Here is a 17229-nt window from a genome sequence, read left to right as displayed (position 1 = left end):
AATCATTCTATGTTGAGTTTAATCAACATCAAAAAACGAGAATCATGATTACAAATCATTTAAAATTAGCTTGGCGAAATTTGAAAGCTAACCGTATGTTTTCGATTATAAATATTGTGGGCCTTTCTTTGGGTTTAGCGATTACGATACTTTTATTTATGTTCATTGCCTATGAACGGAGCTATGACACAGATTATGTAAACAAAGATGATATCTATAGGGCCCTTATTCACACGGGCGAATCTTATGGTAATCAGGTGTTTTGCACTGCGCCGGCTGCATTAGCTCCGGCATTAAAATCAGATATTCCTGATATAGCTTACGCCGCTCGCATGCTAAAACATGATTTTGGGCAGACCGCATTTATCAAAATCGATGAATCTAACTTTTTAGAGAAAGAATTGTATTGGTGTGACCCTGATTTACTTTCCATTTTTAATATGGAATTTGTAAAAGGGAATTCCAATACTGCTTTAGATAGACCTAATACCGTGATTTTATCAGAAAGTACCGCTAAAAAATACTTTAGCGATAACAATCCTTTGGGTAAAACAATCACAGTAGACAATGAAAGGCAACTAGAAGTAACAGGGGTATTTAAAGATTTTCCGGGGAATAGTACTTTGCATTGTAATGTTATAGGGTCTTTTAGTTCTTCTTGGGCTGCAAAAAACCCTACTTGGGGTAACTCTAGTTTTGAAACCTATGTTCAGCTTAAAAAAAACACTTCTGTCGCAGCAACAGAATTGCAAATGCAAGCAATTTTAGATAAAAATGTAGCGAAAGAGGGGCAATGGTTTACACTATCCTTGCAGCCTTTAGAGAAAGTTCATTTGTATTCCTCAAATTACGTTAATTCGTATACCAACAGAGTCGGTAATATTAGCGAGATAGAAAACTTATCCATTCTAGGCTTATTAATTCTAATTATAGCCTGTGTCAATTATATGAATTTAATGACTGCCAGGTCTCAAAAACGATCAAAAGATGTTGGTATTAACAAAACACTTGGAGCATCATCTAAAAGCATGATTGTTCGTTTTTATGCAGAGACAGGTTTAATAACGTTTATTGCTTTAGTTATTGGAGTAGTATTAGCGGTTGTTACCGTTCCAATTTTTAACGCCATTACGGAACAACAGCTCGATATTTCTTTATTGTTCAAAGCAGAATTAGTGATTGGCTTGTTTGTTTTTTGGGCAATCACAACGCTTATATCGGGGTCATATCCTGCATTTTATTTGTCGCGTTCTTCTCCAAAAGCGATTCTGAATCCAGAAATAAAACAGGCAGGAGGCGTTGTGAATATTAGAAAAGGGCTAGTTGTATTACAGTTTGCAGCCTCTGTGATGCTTATTGTTGGTGTTATTACTATTTATAAGCAACTACAATTAATACAGAATCAAGAATTAGGGTACGAACCTGAACATACGGTCGCTATTTCTACCATGGCCATTAACGAAACAGCAAAGAAAACAGCGTTGGTGCAAGAGTTCAAGTCTTTAAGTAATGTGACCAATACTGCCATGGCGCAAGGGTTCCCTGGGGTTACGGTAAGTGGAAGAATGCTTTTTAAAAATGAGCAAGATGAAAACGGATTACAGATAAGTACCAATCGTGTTGATCCCGAAGTTATTGATTTGCTCAAGTTAAAATTGTTATCAGGTAAAATGTTGCCAAGTGTAAAACAAGAAAATGACACCTTAATAGATGTTGTCTTAAACAAAAAAGCAGTGCGATACTTAGGTTATTCTGTAGAAGATGCTGTAGGTAAAAAAGTCTTGATAGGCGGTTTTAGGGATAATGCCACCATAGTCGGTGTAATTGATGATTTTAACTTTGAATCGCTACATGAACCTATTGGAGCCTATGCTTTCCATAATGGAAAATCAGAAGCCAAATCGTTTGCTTTGGTACGTTTTAATAGTGCTTCATTACCGGTTATTATGGGAGAACTAGAAGCAAAGTTTAAAGAAGTTATGCCGGAATCAGGTTTTGAATACGTCTTTTTAGACAAGAATCTTGAACGTTTCTATTCATTAGAACGAAAAGCGGCAACTCTGGGGCTTTTATTCTGTGGCTTAGCCATTTTTGTAGCTTGTTTAGGGCTCTTTGGATTAGCTGCTTTCATGGCAGAACAGCGCAAAAAAGAGATCGGCGTTCGTAAAGTTTTAGGGGCCAGTGTATTTAATATCACCAAAATGTTATCGAAAGAATTTGTAAAGCTTGTTTTAATTTCTCTTTTGATAAGTTTTCCTTTAGCCTATTGGGTGATGAATGGTTGGCTAGAAAATTACGCGTACCGTATAAACATAAGCTGGTCTATATTTTTTATCGCCGGATTACTAGCGATAGCTATTGCCTTGTTTACGGTAAGTTTTCAATCCATACGGGCGGCAATGATGAATCCTGTAAAAAGTCTAAGAACAGAATAACCTTGTAAATTAATTATACATAACATGTAAAAAAAATTTACACTACACAATTAGATAATTATTTTAAATATTTGATTTACAGACATTTAAATTATGGCATAAAATTAGACTTCAATTACATATCAATCAAAAAAAGTAATCATGTTTAAAAACTATCTAAAGATCGCTTGGCGGAATCTTCTTAGAAATAAGAGCTTTTCTCTACTGAATATTTTTGGTTTATCAATAGGTCTAACGGTTTCTGTCCTGATACTTCTTTGGGTTAACTACGAAATTGGGTATGACCAATTCCATGAAAAGAAGGATAGAATTTATCAGGTGTACAATAAGTATCCTGTAGACGGAGAAATATGGACTTGGAACAGTACTCCAAAAGTGATGGCTCCTACTTTAAAAAAAGACTATCCAGAAATCGAGGAAGTCTCCCGATATTTTTACAATTTCAATTTTCTTTTTAGCCAGGGCGACAAGAGTATCCAATCAACGGGTACTATAGTAGACCCTAACTTCCTAAAGATTTTTAGTTTTCCATTGATAGAAGGAGACATAACAGCGGTTCTCGAAGATGTAAACAGTTTAGTGGTGACAGAATCCTTCGCCAAAAAGATGTTTGGTGACGAACCAGCTATTGGACAAGTGGTTGAAATGGATGACAGGGATTCTTTTAAGATAAGTGGAATTCTTAAAGACCTTCCTGAAAATTCAGACTTCAGATTTGAATATTTAATACCGTGGTCCTATTCGAAACAGCGTAATTGGGATGATGAATATTGGGACAACAACTCGGTCGGTACTTTCGTCCTGTTAAAGGAGGGCGTGGATTATCATGCTTTTTCTAAGAAGGTTTCAACCCTCAGAGAGAAATACGATAGAGAATCACCCGATATGGTTACTTATCTCTATCCCTATACTCGGTCACACTTATATTCTGAATTTGAAAACGGTGTAGAAACAGGTGGACTTATCGATATCATTAGGCTGTTTGCCCTAATTGCAGTAATCGTTTTGGTGATTGCTTGTATTAACTTTATGAATCTTAGCACGGCACGGAGTGAAAAGCGAGCCAAGGAGGTAGGCGTTCGAAAAGTTGTTGGGGCTAGAAAATATACATTGATTTGGCAATTTTTGGGAGAGTCTATTCTCATCAGTACTCTAGCTGCAATTGTTGCTTTGGGAACGGTCATATTGGTACTGCCATGGTTTTCAGAATTAATAAACATTGAGCTTTCCATTAATTGGAAAAATCCCTGGTTATATGTCTCTATCTTAGGAATTGTATTGTTTACAGGAATTCTAGCAGGAAGCTACCCTGCTCTATATCTGTCTTCCTTCAAACCCTCTTCAGTATTAAAGGGAACTTTCCAAAAAATCAATACGCTCGTAACTCCTAGAAAGGTATTGGTAGTCATCCAATTTTCCGTGGCCATCATTTTAATTACGGCTACTATCGTTATTAGGCAGCAAATTGATACTGTTCAAAATCGGAAATTGGGCTACAACAAAGACCAATTAATCACCATAACTATTGAAGGCGAAATAGAAGAAAGCTACGAAACCATTAAAACCGAACTTTTAAAAAGTGGGAGCGCTACATCCATTTCAAGAATGGGTAGTAGGGTAACGGAAAGTTGGAGCAATTCTTGGGGTATAGAGTGGCCAGGAAAGAATCCTGAGAATAAAACTTTGGTCCACCGTATGAGTACTGATGCCGATGTGGTTAAGACACTGGGACTAAACTTAATACAAGGTAGAGACTTTGATTTACAAAGATATCCTACGGATTCTACGGGGGTTATTTTAAATGAGGCAGCCGTTAGTTTGATGGGTTTCGATGACCCACTGGGAAAAATCATTAAGGATAACAATACCGATTGGCGGGTGATAGGTGTAGTGGAAGATTTTGTGTTCAACTCCCCCTTTCAAAAAATTGAGCCAATGATTATTCAAGGTGCCCAATGGTGGTTAAATACTATTCACATTAAGTTAAATTCAGATCAAAATGTTGCGGATAATTTGGCAATAATTGAAACTATTTTTAAAAACCAAAATCCCACATATCCTTTTAATTATGAGTTTGTGGACCAAGTGTATGCCAGAAATTTTGTTAGTGAACAACGCTTTGAAAAACTCGCTAGTCTTTTTACGCTTTTAACCATTCTAATTTCCTGTTTAGGGCTATTTGGTTTGGCTAGTTATATGGCTCAGAACAGAATCAAAGAGATAGGAGTCCGCAAAGTATTAGGGGCTTCTGTTAGTGGTATTACCGCTTTACTTTCAAAAGACTTTTTAAAGTTGGTAGGCATTTCGCTCTTGATTGCTATTCCCATATCATGGTACGCCATGAATCAATGGCTTCAAGATTTCGCATACCGCATAGACCTTTCGTGGTGGGTGTTTGCATTAGCCGGTCTTTTAGCATTGGTTATCGCATTCCTAACGGTAAGTTATCAAGCCGTTAAGGCAGCAAAACGGAATCCTGTAAAAAGTCTAAGAACAGAATAGCCTTGTAAATTAATTATACATAAGGTGTAAAAAAAATTTACACTACATAGTTAGGTGATCATTTTAAATATCTGATTTACAAATAGTTAAATTATGGCATAAAATTAGACTTCAATTACATATCAATCAAAAAACGAATCGGTCATGTTTAAAAATTATCTAAAAGTAGCTTGGCGTAGTCTTAAAAGACAGCCTTTTTTTACTTCATTAAACATCTTTGGTCTTGCCATAGGTATGTCCGGTGTTTTACTAATCTCATTATATATTCATAATGAGTTGAACTATGATAAAATGTTCGCTGATGCCAGCCGTATTCATAGGATAAATGCAGATATTAAATTTGGCGGAGATCAAAATATATCTGCTGAAACAGCTGCACCTATGGCGGCAGTATTGGAAAATGATTTTTCGGAAGTAGAAATGGCCACTCGAATTAGAAATTTAGGAAGTATTCTTGTGCGAAAAAGTGCGAAAAATAATACTAAAGAACTCCATTCTGCGTATGCCGATGCCAACTTCTTTAAAATGTTCGGTCTAGATTTACTAGTTGGCGACACCAGAACTGCGCTAAAAGAACCAAATACCCTAATACTTACCAAAACAGCAGCTGAAAAGCATTTTGGGGTTAACAATGCATTGGGGCAAGAACTAGTTCTTGACAATACAGATACGTATACCGTTACTGGGGTAATTAATGATTTACCTAAAAACTCTTTATTACGTGACCACAGCGTTTTTATGGCCATGTCTGGTTATGAAGATGCCCAACAAAATGAATGGGGGAGCCATAACTATTTTACTTTTATTAAGCTTATTCCAAGTGCAAAAATTGAAGATTTTCAAGCTCCGCTTCAAGGGATTGTTGGAGATTATCTAATTCCTTGGGTGCAAAAAATTTATCCAGGAATTACAGAAAAAGACTTTAGGGCCTCGGGAAACTATGTGAATTATTATTCCATCCCTTTAACAGATATACACTTACATTCAGATGCTCATATTGAATTGAGTGCAAATGGATCTATCCAAAACATTTACATTCTTTCTTTTATCGGGTTGTTCTTAATTCTATTGGCAAGTGTAAATTTTATGAACCTGTCTACTGCCCATTCTTTAAAGAGGGCCAAAGAAGTGGGCATTCGAAAAACCTTAGGTTCAAATAAATCTGGTTTAATAAGACAGTTCTTAACAGAGTCCGCACTTATCTCTTTTATTTCGCTCTTGGCAGCAATTGGAATCGCAATTTTTGTAATGCCTTTTTTTAATGAGCTTGCAGGAACAGAAATAAGTATACCCTATCTCAATCCGATTTTTTGGTTAGTTGTACTTTTTTCAACAGTTGTATTAAGTTTATTTTCAGGATGGTACCCCGCTTTTTTTATGTCTCGATTTATTCCGGTGAAAGTTCTGAAAGGGCTGGGGAAATCAAGTGTAGGCGGAGGTAATATTCGTAACTCATTGGTAATTTTTCAATTTGCTATTTCTGTGTTCTTAATAGTAGGTACACTTGTAGTATTTAACCAGCTCGATTACATACAAAGTAAAGAATTAGGTTTTTCAAAAGATCAGATCTTAATCGTTCAAGACTTTTATGGCGCAAGGGAAAAAGGCGATGTAATTAAGCAAGAAGTGCAAAAACTCGCTCAAGTTGAAAGTGCTGCAATAAGCAGTTTTTTGCCAACACCATCTTCAAGATCAGATTACACTTATTTTAAAGAAGGTTTTAATAATCAAGAAGATGCCGTTAACATGCAGCGATGGCTTGTTGACTACGACTATTTAAAAACTTTAGGTATTGAACTTAAGGCAGGACGCGATTTTAGTCCACAACGGACAACGGATTCTACAGCAATAATAATAAATGAAACTGCCGCGTCACTTCTAGGTGTAAGTGCCAAAGAAGCTATAGGTTTAAGAGTATCTAGTGATATAGGAGATGAAAATGGAGTGTTCTATACCATAATTGGTGTCGTTGACAACTTTCATTTTGAAACATTACGAGATGACATTGGCGCACTAAGCCTGAGATTAGGGACCTCAACAGGAAACTTGGCCGTCAAACTCAGTGGAAGGGATTTTTCTAATACAATAGCCGCAATTGAACACGTATGGGATAAAAATATTCCTGAACAACCTTTAGCTTATAGTTTTATGGATGAATCGTTCAATAATACGTATCGGGCCGAACAAAGATTGGGGCGAATTTTTATTGTTTTTACAGTTCTTTCCATTTTTATTGCTTGCCTTGGCTTATTCGGGTTGGCCGCATTTAATGCAGAAAAACGTACCAAGGAAATCGGTGTGAGAAAAGTTTTAGGGGCCAGTGTTGGCCAAATTTCATATCGACTTACCTTAGATTTTCTAAAACTTGTAGGTGTTGCCATATTTATCTCATTACCCATCGGTTGGTACGCAATGAATAAGTGGTTACAAGATTTTTCATATCGAATTGAAGTCAGTTGGTGGATTTTGGCGCTCGCTGGGCTTATAGCCATATCGATTGCCATAATAACTGTAAGCTATCAAAGTATTAAAGCGGCTATTGTAAACCCTGTCAAAAGTTTGCGTACCGAATGAGATAATCAAAAAAACAAAAGTCATGTTTAAAAACCATATAAAACTTGCTTGGAGAAATTTGATTAAAAATAAAGCCTACCTAGCTATTAATTTAACAGGCCTGGCAGTTGCAATGACCTGTTTTTTGTTATTAGCATTGTTTGTTCAGTTTGAAATGAGCTTTGATAAGCATCATCAGAATTCAGAAAGAATTTTTAGGATTGTACAACAACAAAAAGGTAATAGTTATCAGGGCACAGACATGTTTGCCGTTGCTCCTCTGCCTCTTGGTGAAGCATTGTTACAAGATTTTCCTGAGGTCGAAAGTGTTACGAACCTCAACGTTGGAGGGGCGTTAATACTTAAAGATAATCAATCTTTTGTTCAGCAAGGCTTGTATACGGACAGTGCTTATTTTGATGTTTTCAGCACAAAAGTTATTGAGGGAAATCCAAGTTTAGCTTTGCAAAGCCCAGATAATATTTTGGTTACAGAATCATTAGCCAATACGTTATTTGGAAATCTTTCTCCGATAAATCAAGAATTAACGTTCGGAAACGGAAAGACCTTTACCGTCAAGGCCTTGATTGAAAACCCTCCCAAAAACCAGCATTTTAGCTATGACTTTATCGTCTCTTACAAAAGTCAAGGATACTATCAACATGATGTGGGCCAGTGGGTAAGCAATAACTATCATACTTATCTTACGTTGAAAGAAGCTAGCCAGTCTAAACTGTTGGAAGATAAAATGGCGATTTATGAAAAAATCACAAAACCGGCCTATGAAAATCAAGGCTTTAAATTTTATCCTGAATACAAATTACAACCATTAGAAGATATTCATCTTAAATCGAACGTAAATGTTGAAATAAGTCAAAACGGCAATATTAAATCTGTACGCTTATTCGCCCTAATTGCTATAATAATTCTTGTTCTAGCAGCTATAAACTATACAAATTTAGCAACTGCAAAATCTGCTCAAAGAGCAAAAGAAGTTGGTGTGAGTAAGGTTCTTGGAGCAAAAAGAAGAAGCTTAATAATTCAATATCTGAGCGAATCTTTGTTTCTTACTTTCGCCAGTCTCGTACTATCATTATTTCTGGCATCAATTTTACTCCCAAGTTTTAATGCCCTATTAAACAAAGACATTGGTTTTAATCTTTTATCGAATCTGCAAATACTGGCAGTTCTTTCTTTAGCAGCATTGGTTACAGGAATTATCTCTGGACTATATCCTGCTTTTTTTCTCTCGGGCATTGGGCCTATTAAGGCATTAAAAGGTAATTTTCTAAAAAGTACAAAACAAAGATTTTCTTTAAAAAGTATTTTGGTCGTTAGTCAATTTACCGTGGCAATTGGTCTAGCAATAGCAAGTATCGTTATACAACAGCAGCTCCAGTATATTCAAAATAAAAATTTAGGATATAAAAACGAGCAACTTGTACATGTTCGCTATTTTGAGCCTGAAATTACAGAAAAGCAAAAGGTTCTAAAAGAGATGTTATTGCAAAACCCAATGGTTCATGAGGTTTCTTTGAGTTCTCAACTTCCATTTAATGTTACAAGTCAAGGGCCTATCACAAGTTGGGAGGGAAATTACAATGATGAACCTTTATACATATACAGAACTTATGTCGATTTTGATTTTATCGATGTTTTTGAGATGGCACTGATTGACGGCCGAAGTTTTTCACCTGAGATAGCATCCGATTCTCTGGCTTATTTAATAAACGAGTCAGCCGTAAAATCACTTGGTTGGAATGCACCAATTGGCAAACAATTCGCAAATGGTAAGGTAATTGGGGTTTTAAAAGACTTTCATCTTAAAACTTTTGATCAAGCAATTGAACCCCTCTTTATGGCTTTACGAACTCCTGAACATACTAGAAATAATGGGGAAGTAGTTTTAAAAATAGACATGTCTGACTACCAGAATACTTCTGATTTTATTGTGAAAACAATGAAAAAGATTGTTCCTCATGTACCTTATGAAGTAAAATTTGTAGAAGATTCTTATATGCAATTCTATGATGCCGAACAAAGACTTGGTAAAGCCTTTAACATCTTCACGCTTTTAGCTCTTTTTATCGCAGGTATGGGGTTATTCGGCATGGTTTCATTCCAGATTGCCCAAAGAAGAAGAGAAATAAGCATACGAAAGGTATTAGGAAGTTCAGTTTCCGGTATTTTAAATCTATTGGCAAAAGGTGTTTTTAAACAAATCATAATAGCGCTTTTAATAGCCACTCCTTTTGCGTATTATTTTATGGAAAGTTGGTTGCAAGACTACGTATATCGAATTTCTTTGCAATGGTGGGTTGCAATTTTGGTAGGTTTTCTAACGCTAATATTGGCATTTTTATCCATTAGCTTTCAGAGTATAAAAGCCGCAAGAACAAACCCCGTGAAAAGTTTACGAACTGAATAAGTTATCATCGATCAAAAAACTATAAGCATGTTTAAAAGCTACCTAAAAATCGCATGGAGAAACCTTCTGAAGAACAAAGCCCATTCATCAATTAACATCGGCGGACTGGCTTTAGGCTTTAGCGTAGCCATGTTCATAGGTCTTTGGATTCATGATGAAAAATCCTTCAATACTAATTTCAAGAATCACGAGCGTATCGCACAGGTGCTTATGAACAAAACCGATAATGGAGAGACTAGAACACGATACAACCACCCTTATCCATTGGCAGACGAATTACGAAGGGTCTATTCCGATGATTTCAAATATGTGGCCATGAGTTCTTTTCCAGGAGACAATGTACTGTCTTTTAAAGAGAAAAATCTGAACATGCATGGTGCATTTATGGAGAAAGATGTACTTCGTATGTTCTCATTTAATATGCTTAAGGGAAGCCTTGATGCCCTAAATGACTCAAATGCGATTGTGATTTCGGCTTCTACCGCCCAGACGTTGTTTGGCAATGAAGACCCACTGGGCCAAGCCATGCGATTGAATAACGATGCTGTCGTAACCGTGAAGGGTGTTTTTGAAGAGCTTCCTAACAATGCCAATGTATTTGAGTCTCTTGCCGCTTTTTCCGAAACCAAAAAACTTGATTTTATTGCGCCTTGGAATCTTTACGTCTCGATGTATGACTGGGTAAGAACTGCACGTGATCGAAAACTTTGGGATAACAATTCATACCTAGTATTTGTTGAAATATACAATCAATCTGCAATGCAGTCCATAAACCAAAAAATCGAGAAGGTGCTCTATGACAATGTTTCCGAAGCCACTAAAAGGAGTGAGCCCCAAATCTTTCTTCACCCTATGAAAGATTGGCACCTAAAATCCAGTTTTAAAAACGGTGTTTCAAGTGGGGGAGCGATTCAATATGTGCGAATGTTCGGTATAATCGGTGTTTTTGTACTGTTATTGGCCTGTATTAATTTTATGAATTTGAGTACTGCACGAGCTCAAAAACGGGCTAAGGAAGTAGGGGTAAGAAAAACGGTTGGTTCGAACAAAAACCAATTGATACGACAATTTTTGTTAGAATCCCTTGTGGTTACCTTCTGTGCTTTTCTGTTGGCCTGTGCTTTGGTCGTATTGCTTTTGCCCGCATTTAATCAATTAGCGGACAAGCAGCTTGTTTTCCCTTTCGCTGAACCGCTATTTTGGAGCATTGGTTTAGGATTGATCTTGATCACCAGCCTTTTGGCGGGGAGTTACCCTGCACTCTACCTTTCCTCGTTCCGCCCGGTGAAAGTTCTGAAAGGAACTGTTCGCCCGGGTAAATCCACAGTGTCATTTCGAAAAGCATTGGTTGTCGTGCAGTTTACAGTTTCCATTATTCTGGTCTCCGGCACTATAGTGGTCAATCAGCAGATTCAACATTCAAAAGACCGCCCCACAGGTTATGATAAAAATAACCTTATTATGGTAGAAAAGACCACTGATGAATTCGAAGGGAAGTATAATGCGCTTCGCGATGCATTACAAAAAAGCGAAGCTGTCTTGGAAATGGCTGAATCTTCAAGCCCAATGACCGAGGTTTGGCACAGTAACGGCGGTTATGAATGGGAGGGTAAAAATCCTGATTTCACCACTAATATTGTTTCCTTCTATGTATCTCATGACTACGGAAAGACCGTGGATTGGGAAATTAAAGAAGGTCGGGATTTTAGAAGGGATTTCGCCTCAGATTCCACAGCCTATGTTCTTAATGAGGCGGCTATTGCTTACATGGGCTTGGAGAATCCTATTGGAAAAACGATCCGATGGTATGACGGTGAACATCAAGTCATTGGTGTAGTTAAAAATCTGTTGACCGAATCCCCTTTTGAGCCCGTTAAACCAGCCATTTACAGTATAGACTATAATGAAACGAACTGGATAAATCTCAAATTGACACCTGAGAAAAACCTTGCACATTCTTTAGAACAGATTGAGGTAGAATTGGCCAAATTTGCCCCGGATGTTCCAATTGACTATCAATTCGTGGATGACGCCTTTGGCAATAAATTCAAAACCGAGGAACGAATGCGGAAATTATCGGGTATTTTTTCAGTCTTGGCTATTTTGATTAGCTGTTTAGGCCTATTCGGTCTCGCTACTTTTATGGCTGAAAGGCGAACAAAGGAAATTGGAATTCGCAAAATAATGGGCGCATCCATTCCAAACCTGTTAAAGATGCTTTCTAAGGATTTTGTGCTACTAATACTGCTTTCCGGACTAGTCGCGATTCCCGTCGCATATTTTTTTATGCAACAATGGTTGGAAAACTATACCTATCATATCAATATTCCCTGGTGGGTCTTTGGGCTAGCCATTTTGTGTGTGTTACTAGTATCCCTTTTCACGGTAAGTTATCAAGTAGTACGAGCAGCAATCATTAATCCCGTAAATAGTTTACGGACGGAATAAGTCATCATAAATCAAAAACAACAATCATGTTTAAAAACTATTTGAAAATAGCTTGGCGTAATCTTTGGAAAAACAGACTGTTTACTTCAATAAATATAGTAGGCTTATCCGTCGCCTTTGCTGTGGCTACCCTGTTGGTTATGGATTCCCTTAATGAGCTTTCTTATGATAGCTTTCATGAAAACGGAGACCAACTTTATAAAACTTACATTACATGGCAGACACCAAAAGGTACAGAGATTGGTACAAGTATGCCCACCCCATTTTCCGAAGCGTTAAAGTCTGAGGTGCCAGGTGTTCAAAAAATCACTCAATTTCTTGAAGAGAATGCCTTGCTGTTCTACAAGGAAAAGGAAATCAATCTAGACGCTGTATGGGTAGCTTCAGATTTCTTTTCAATGTTTACCCTGCCTATTCTTCAAGGAAATAAAACCAATCCACTACAAGATTTATCATCAGTAGTCATTTCAGAAGCTGCAGCAAGTAAATTATTTGGTGATGAGAATCCTATAGACAAAGTTGTCAACATCTTAATTAATGGAAAACAAGAACCCTTTACAATAAGAGCTGTTACAAAAGAGAATACTAACGAAAGTTCATTAGAATTTGAAATTGCAATACCTTTTGAAAAAAATGCGTCATATGTGCCAACCAAAGAAAGATGGGGGGCTCAATATCATGATGTGTTGGTCCAATTAGAAAAAGGGGTTTCGGCCAAGGCTTTTGAAAAAAACAGCAATGCATTTACCAATCTTCATTATAAAAACTCGATTGAAAAACTAAAACGTGATGGTGCATTACCAGATGCAAACGGACAATTTCTTCAACTAGGTCTACTTCCCATAAAAGAGATTCATTTCACCAGTTTTAATACGGGCGTTGCCGAAACCAGCCGCACCAGTGTTTATCTTGTTCTAGGGGTAGCCTTTTTAATTTTATTTATCGCCTGTGTCAACTTTATTAATATGAGCATCGCCAAAAGTTCACAAAGATTACGTGAAATAGGTATGCGCAAGACCTTAGGAGCAGAAAAGAGACAGTTATTTTTTCAATTTTGGGGAGAAAGTCTTTTAGTTTTTACCGTTTCGATAGGTTTGGGCATTCTTCTTAGTATTCTGTTGTTAGATAATTTTCAGGCTCTTTTTAGAACCAGTGCTTCTTTTGAAGTGCTCCTTTCTTCAAAAGTACTCGTAGGCGCAATCGTCTTGATATTTTCCATTACACTGGTAGTTGGTGGCTACCCGGCTTTACTGCTAAGTCGCCTTGGTACCATTCAATCTTTAAAAGGAAAACTGGAGACTTCTGGAGGAAATAGGTTGCGTGATGCATTGATAGTAGTGCAATTTGGTATTGCCATATTGCTCATTAGTGGCACTCTAGTGTTATGGGGCCAGGTAGAATTTATGCGCAATAAAGATCTAGGGTATGATAAGGAACAAGTATTCTCCTTTCCTATTAACGGAAAAAAGAACAGCTACGATGCTATAAAATTATTGCGCCAAGAGCTTTCCGGAAACCCCGATGTCTTAGGAATCAGCGCTTCAGACATCAACCTTGGAAGAGGAAGGGACGGAAGCCAATATACAAGTGTATGGGGTTTTGATTATAAAGGCAAAAGTGTTAATACCAACGCCTTGGTTGTCGATTACGATTACATAGAAACCTTGGGGCTAGAGTTGCTTCAAGGGCGAAACTTTGAAATTAACAGAAAGACGGATGCTCAGGCGGTAGTTATAAATGAAAGTATGGCAAAAGAGCTTGGTGAAAAGAACCCCTTAGAAGCTAAAATTGCTATTAACGACACCTTGGCTTACCCTGTTATAGGCGTGGTAAAGGACTATAATTTTCAAGATGTTTCGAAGGCCATAGAACCCCTTACCTTTCTTTTAGATAGAACGGAAGGTTTAAACTACGCCTTTGTAAAAGTAAACCCGGTAAACATAGCCAATTCTGTTGAGTCAATAGAAGCGGCTTATAAAAAGATAGAGCCGAATGCAACATTTTTGGGCTCGTTCTTAGATGAAAATGTCGACCGTACTTTTCGAAGAGAGAAAACTATGGCAACACTTATCACCACAGGTTCGATTATAGCAATAATTTTAAGCTGTATCGGTCTTTTTGCTATGTCACTTTTAATAGTTGCACAACGCACTAAAGAAATAGGAATTAGAAAGGTTATCGGTGCAAGTGTATCTTCCATAACCTATATATTGACCAAAGATTTTCTTCGATTAGTATTCATTGCTTTTATAATAGCCAGTCCAATAGCGTGGTGGTTAGGTAAAGAATGGTTGCAGAATTATGCCTATCATATGAATCTAAATTGGTCCTTGTTTGTTATTTCTGGAGCAACGGCAGTCCTAATAGCACTTTTAACTATTGGTACTAAAACTATCAGAGCTGCAATGCAAAATCCTATAGATTCTTTAAGGGATGAATAAAATACTTTTTGAGCCATCGCTATATAAAATTAAAACATGTTAAAGCACAATCTTTTATTGTATTTGAGAAACATTAGAAAGCACAAAAGCAGTTTCTTAATTAACCTAGTAGGTTTATCCACAGGATTAACTTGTGTCTTATTGGTCTATTTATGGGTTTTCAATGAAGTTTCGATTGATAAGTTTCATGAGAATGAAGCGTCTTTATATCAAGTTCGAAGAAATGTCCCCATTGGTCAAGGAGCAATTGGCACATTTACTTCAAACTCTAGCTTAATGCTTAAGGCATTGCAAGAAGAGGTGCCTGAAGTTGAAATGGCCGTGGCTATATATGAGTTTGACGGTAATGCAAGACTAGAAACCGAAACAAAAAAATTAAGTGCCTTTGGGCATATGGCAAGTGACGATTTTTTTAAGGTCTTTTCTTTTCCCTTAATCTCTGGGGATAAAAACACAGTGTTGTCAGATGTGAGTTCTGTGGTGATTTCTTCAAAATTAGCCAGTAGGTTTTTTGGTCCAGATGTTGATCCAATAGGAAAGACTATTGCTTTAAAGGAAGGGGAAGAAGAAATAGATGATGTATTTACCATTACTGGTGTTTTTGAAATACCAAAAAATTCTTCAAAACAGTTCGATTTTGTACTGCCGTATAAAACCTTTTTAAAGTACCGAAATCCAGATTACATCAACTGGTTTAGCAACAGTTCTAGTATTTACACATTACTTAAACCTAATGTAGATATTAAGACCTTTAATGGTAAAATGGCCAACTTTATTAAAAAGAAAAATGAAAATGTTGATGAGCAGGTATTTTTTACTAAGTACAGTGATAATTATCTAAAAGGAAGCTATGAAAATGGAAAACAAGTTGGGGGGCGAATAACCTACGTGATTCTTTTTTCTATAGTAGCACTCTTTGTTCTTTTAATAGCCTGCATCAACTTTATGAACCTTTCAACGGCCAGAGCATCAAGAAGATTAAAAGAAGTAGGAATCAAAAAAGCAGTGGGAGCAAGCAGAAAGTCGCTTGTTTTTCAATTCCTTACTGAATCTTTGTTGCTGTCATTCTTTTCTTTAATTAGTGCCTATTTTATTGTGTTATTGATTTTGCCTTGGTTTAATAATTTAACGGGTAAAGAATTAGTCTTTGCAATCGAAGGCTCAGTGATTTTTACAATTATTGGTATAACCCTATTGACAGGTTTAATTTCAGGGAGCTACCCGGCTTTATATTTAACTAAGTTCAGTGCCGTTAAAGTTTTAAAAGGAAAGATACGCACTTCGTTCGGAGAGCTTTTTATTCGAAAAGGTCTTGTAATTTTTCAATTTAGTATTTCGCTATTACTAATTGTTGCGGTGAGCGTAATCTATATGCAACTCGATTATATTCAGTCAAAAAACCTAGGCTTTAATAAGGACAATGTGATGATTTTTGAGCGTCAAGATGGACTTATTACCAACATGGAAGTTTTTATTGAAGAAGCAAAACAGCTACCTGGGGTAGTTAATGCCTCTTTTATGCAGGGTGGTATGACTAATTTCAGTAATTCATCTCGGGGCCATACATGGCCCGGGCAAAATGAAGAAGATAAAGAGATAACTTTTAGACATGCACATGTTGGTCCAGAATTTATAGAAACCATGGGCATAGAACTAAAAGAAGGTCGGTCTTATGTCAAAGAAAAGCCTGATAACGATTCAAAAATTATACTGAATGAGACAGCGGTAAAACTAATGGGGCTCAAAAACCCTATAGGAACAATTATAAATATGCGCGGACCAAACAGAGAAATTATTGGTGTTGTAAAAGATTTTAATATTCAATCATTATATCAAGAGATTGCCCCAATGGCATTATTATGTAGAACAGAATGGGTAAGTAATTTAGTGGTGAAAATTAAGGCAGGTGAAGAAAAAACTACCATTGCTGCTCTAACCAAATTATATAATAAATTCAATCCCGGATTAGAATTTAATTTTCGCTTTCTCGACAATCAATATCAACAACTTTATCAATCTGAACGGCGGGTTGCTACCTTGTCTAAATATTTTGCAGGGATGGCCATTTTAATATCTTGCCTAGGTCTTTTTGGGTTAGCGGCTTTTTCAGCAGAAAGACGAAAAAAGGAAATAAGTATTCGAAAAGTTCTAGGCCAAACGGTATCTCAAGTTACAATAATGTTGTCTAGTGAATTTGTAAAACTAGTGCTAATCTCAATGGTGATTGCACTACCAATAGCCTATTTATTGGCAAAAGATTGGCTGTCGCAATTTGCATACAAAATACCATTACATGCGGGCTACTTTATAGGGGCAGGGTTAGCGGCTTTATTAGTTGCGATGTTTACCGTTGGAAGTCAAGCGATTAATGCGGCCAATAAAAATCCTGTTAAGGCACTTAGAGAAGAATAAAAATTAAAAT

At 36.8% G+C, this 17229-nt stretch carries 7 protein-coding genes; all 7 read left to right on the top strand.

Going from position 1 to position 17229, the window contains the following annotated elements; translation table 11 throughout:
* The first annotated feature begins 44 nt into the window (after positions 1-44).
* The 7 genes from ACFSQJ_RS11140 (at position 45) to ACFSQJ_RS11110 (ending at position 17219) form a co-directional block, all read left to right on the top strand.
* Complete coding sequence (locus tag ACFSQJ_RS11140) at positions 45-2435, top strand: ABC transporter permease (protein WP_377767025.1); 2391 nt, start codon at positions 45-47, stop codon at positions 2433-2435.
* Between the two features lie 141 nt (positions 2436-2576).
* Entirely contained in the window at positions 2577-4937 is a 2361-nt protein-coding gene (locus tag ACFSQJ_RS11135; protein ID WP_377767024.1) for an ABC transporter permease, read from the top strand.
* Positions 4938-5081: 144 nt separating this feature from the next.
* Positions 5082-7511 carry an ABC transporter permease gene (locus ACFSQJ_RS11130; protein ID WP_377767023.1) on the top strand — a complete coding sequence of 810 codons (2430 nt, stop codon included), beginning with the start codon at positions 5082-5084 and terminating at the stop codon, positions 7509-7511.
* A gap of 22 nt (positions 7512-7533) precedes the next feature.
* Complete coding sequence (locus ACFSQJ_RS11125) at positions 7534-9918, top strand: ABC transporter permease (protein WP_377767022.1); 2385 nt, start codon at positions 7534-7536, stop codon at positions 9916-9918.
* A 27-nt stretch (positions 9919-9945) separates the two neighbouring features.
* On the top strand, positions 9946-12366 hold the full coding sequence (locus tag ACFSQJ_RS11120) for an FtsX-like permease family protein (protein WP_377767021.1): 2421 nt from the start codon (positions 9946-9948) through the stop codon (positions 12364-12366).
* Between the two features lie 26 nt (positions 12367-12392).
* Positions 12393-14807 carry an ABC transporter permease gene (locus tag ACFSQJ_RS11115; RefSeq protein WP_377767020.1) on the top strand — a complete coding sequence of 805 codons (2415 nt, stop codon included), beginning with the start codon at positions 12393-12395 and terminating at the stop codon, positions 14805-14807.
* Between the two features lie 36 nt (positions 14808-14843).
* Positions 14844-17219, top strand: coding sequence for an ABC transporter permease (locus ACFSQJ_RS11110; RefSeq protein WP_377767019.1), 2376 nt, complete (start codon positions 14844-14846; stop codon positions 17217-17219).
* Positions 17220-17229 lie beyond the last annotated feature (10 nt).

The organism is Croceitalea marina, assembly GCF_042684265.1.
Lineage (GTDB): Bacteria > Bacteroidota > Bacteroidia > Flavobacteriales > Flavobacteriaceae > Croceitalea > Croceitalea marina.
Note: the sequence above shows the minus strand (reverse complement) of the source record. Positions and strands in the feature narration are given on the sequence as shown.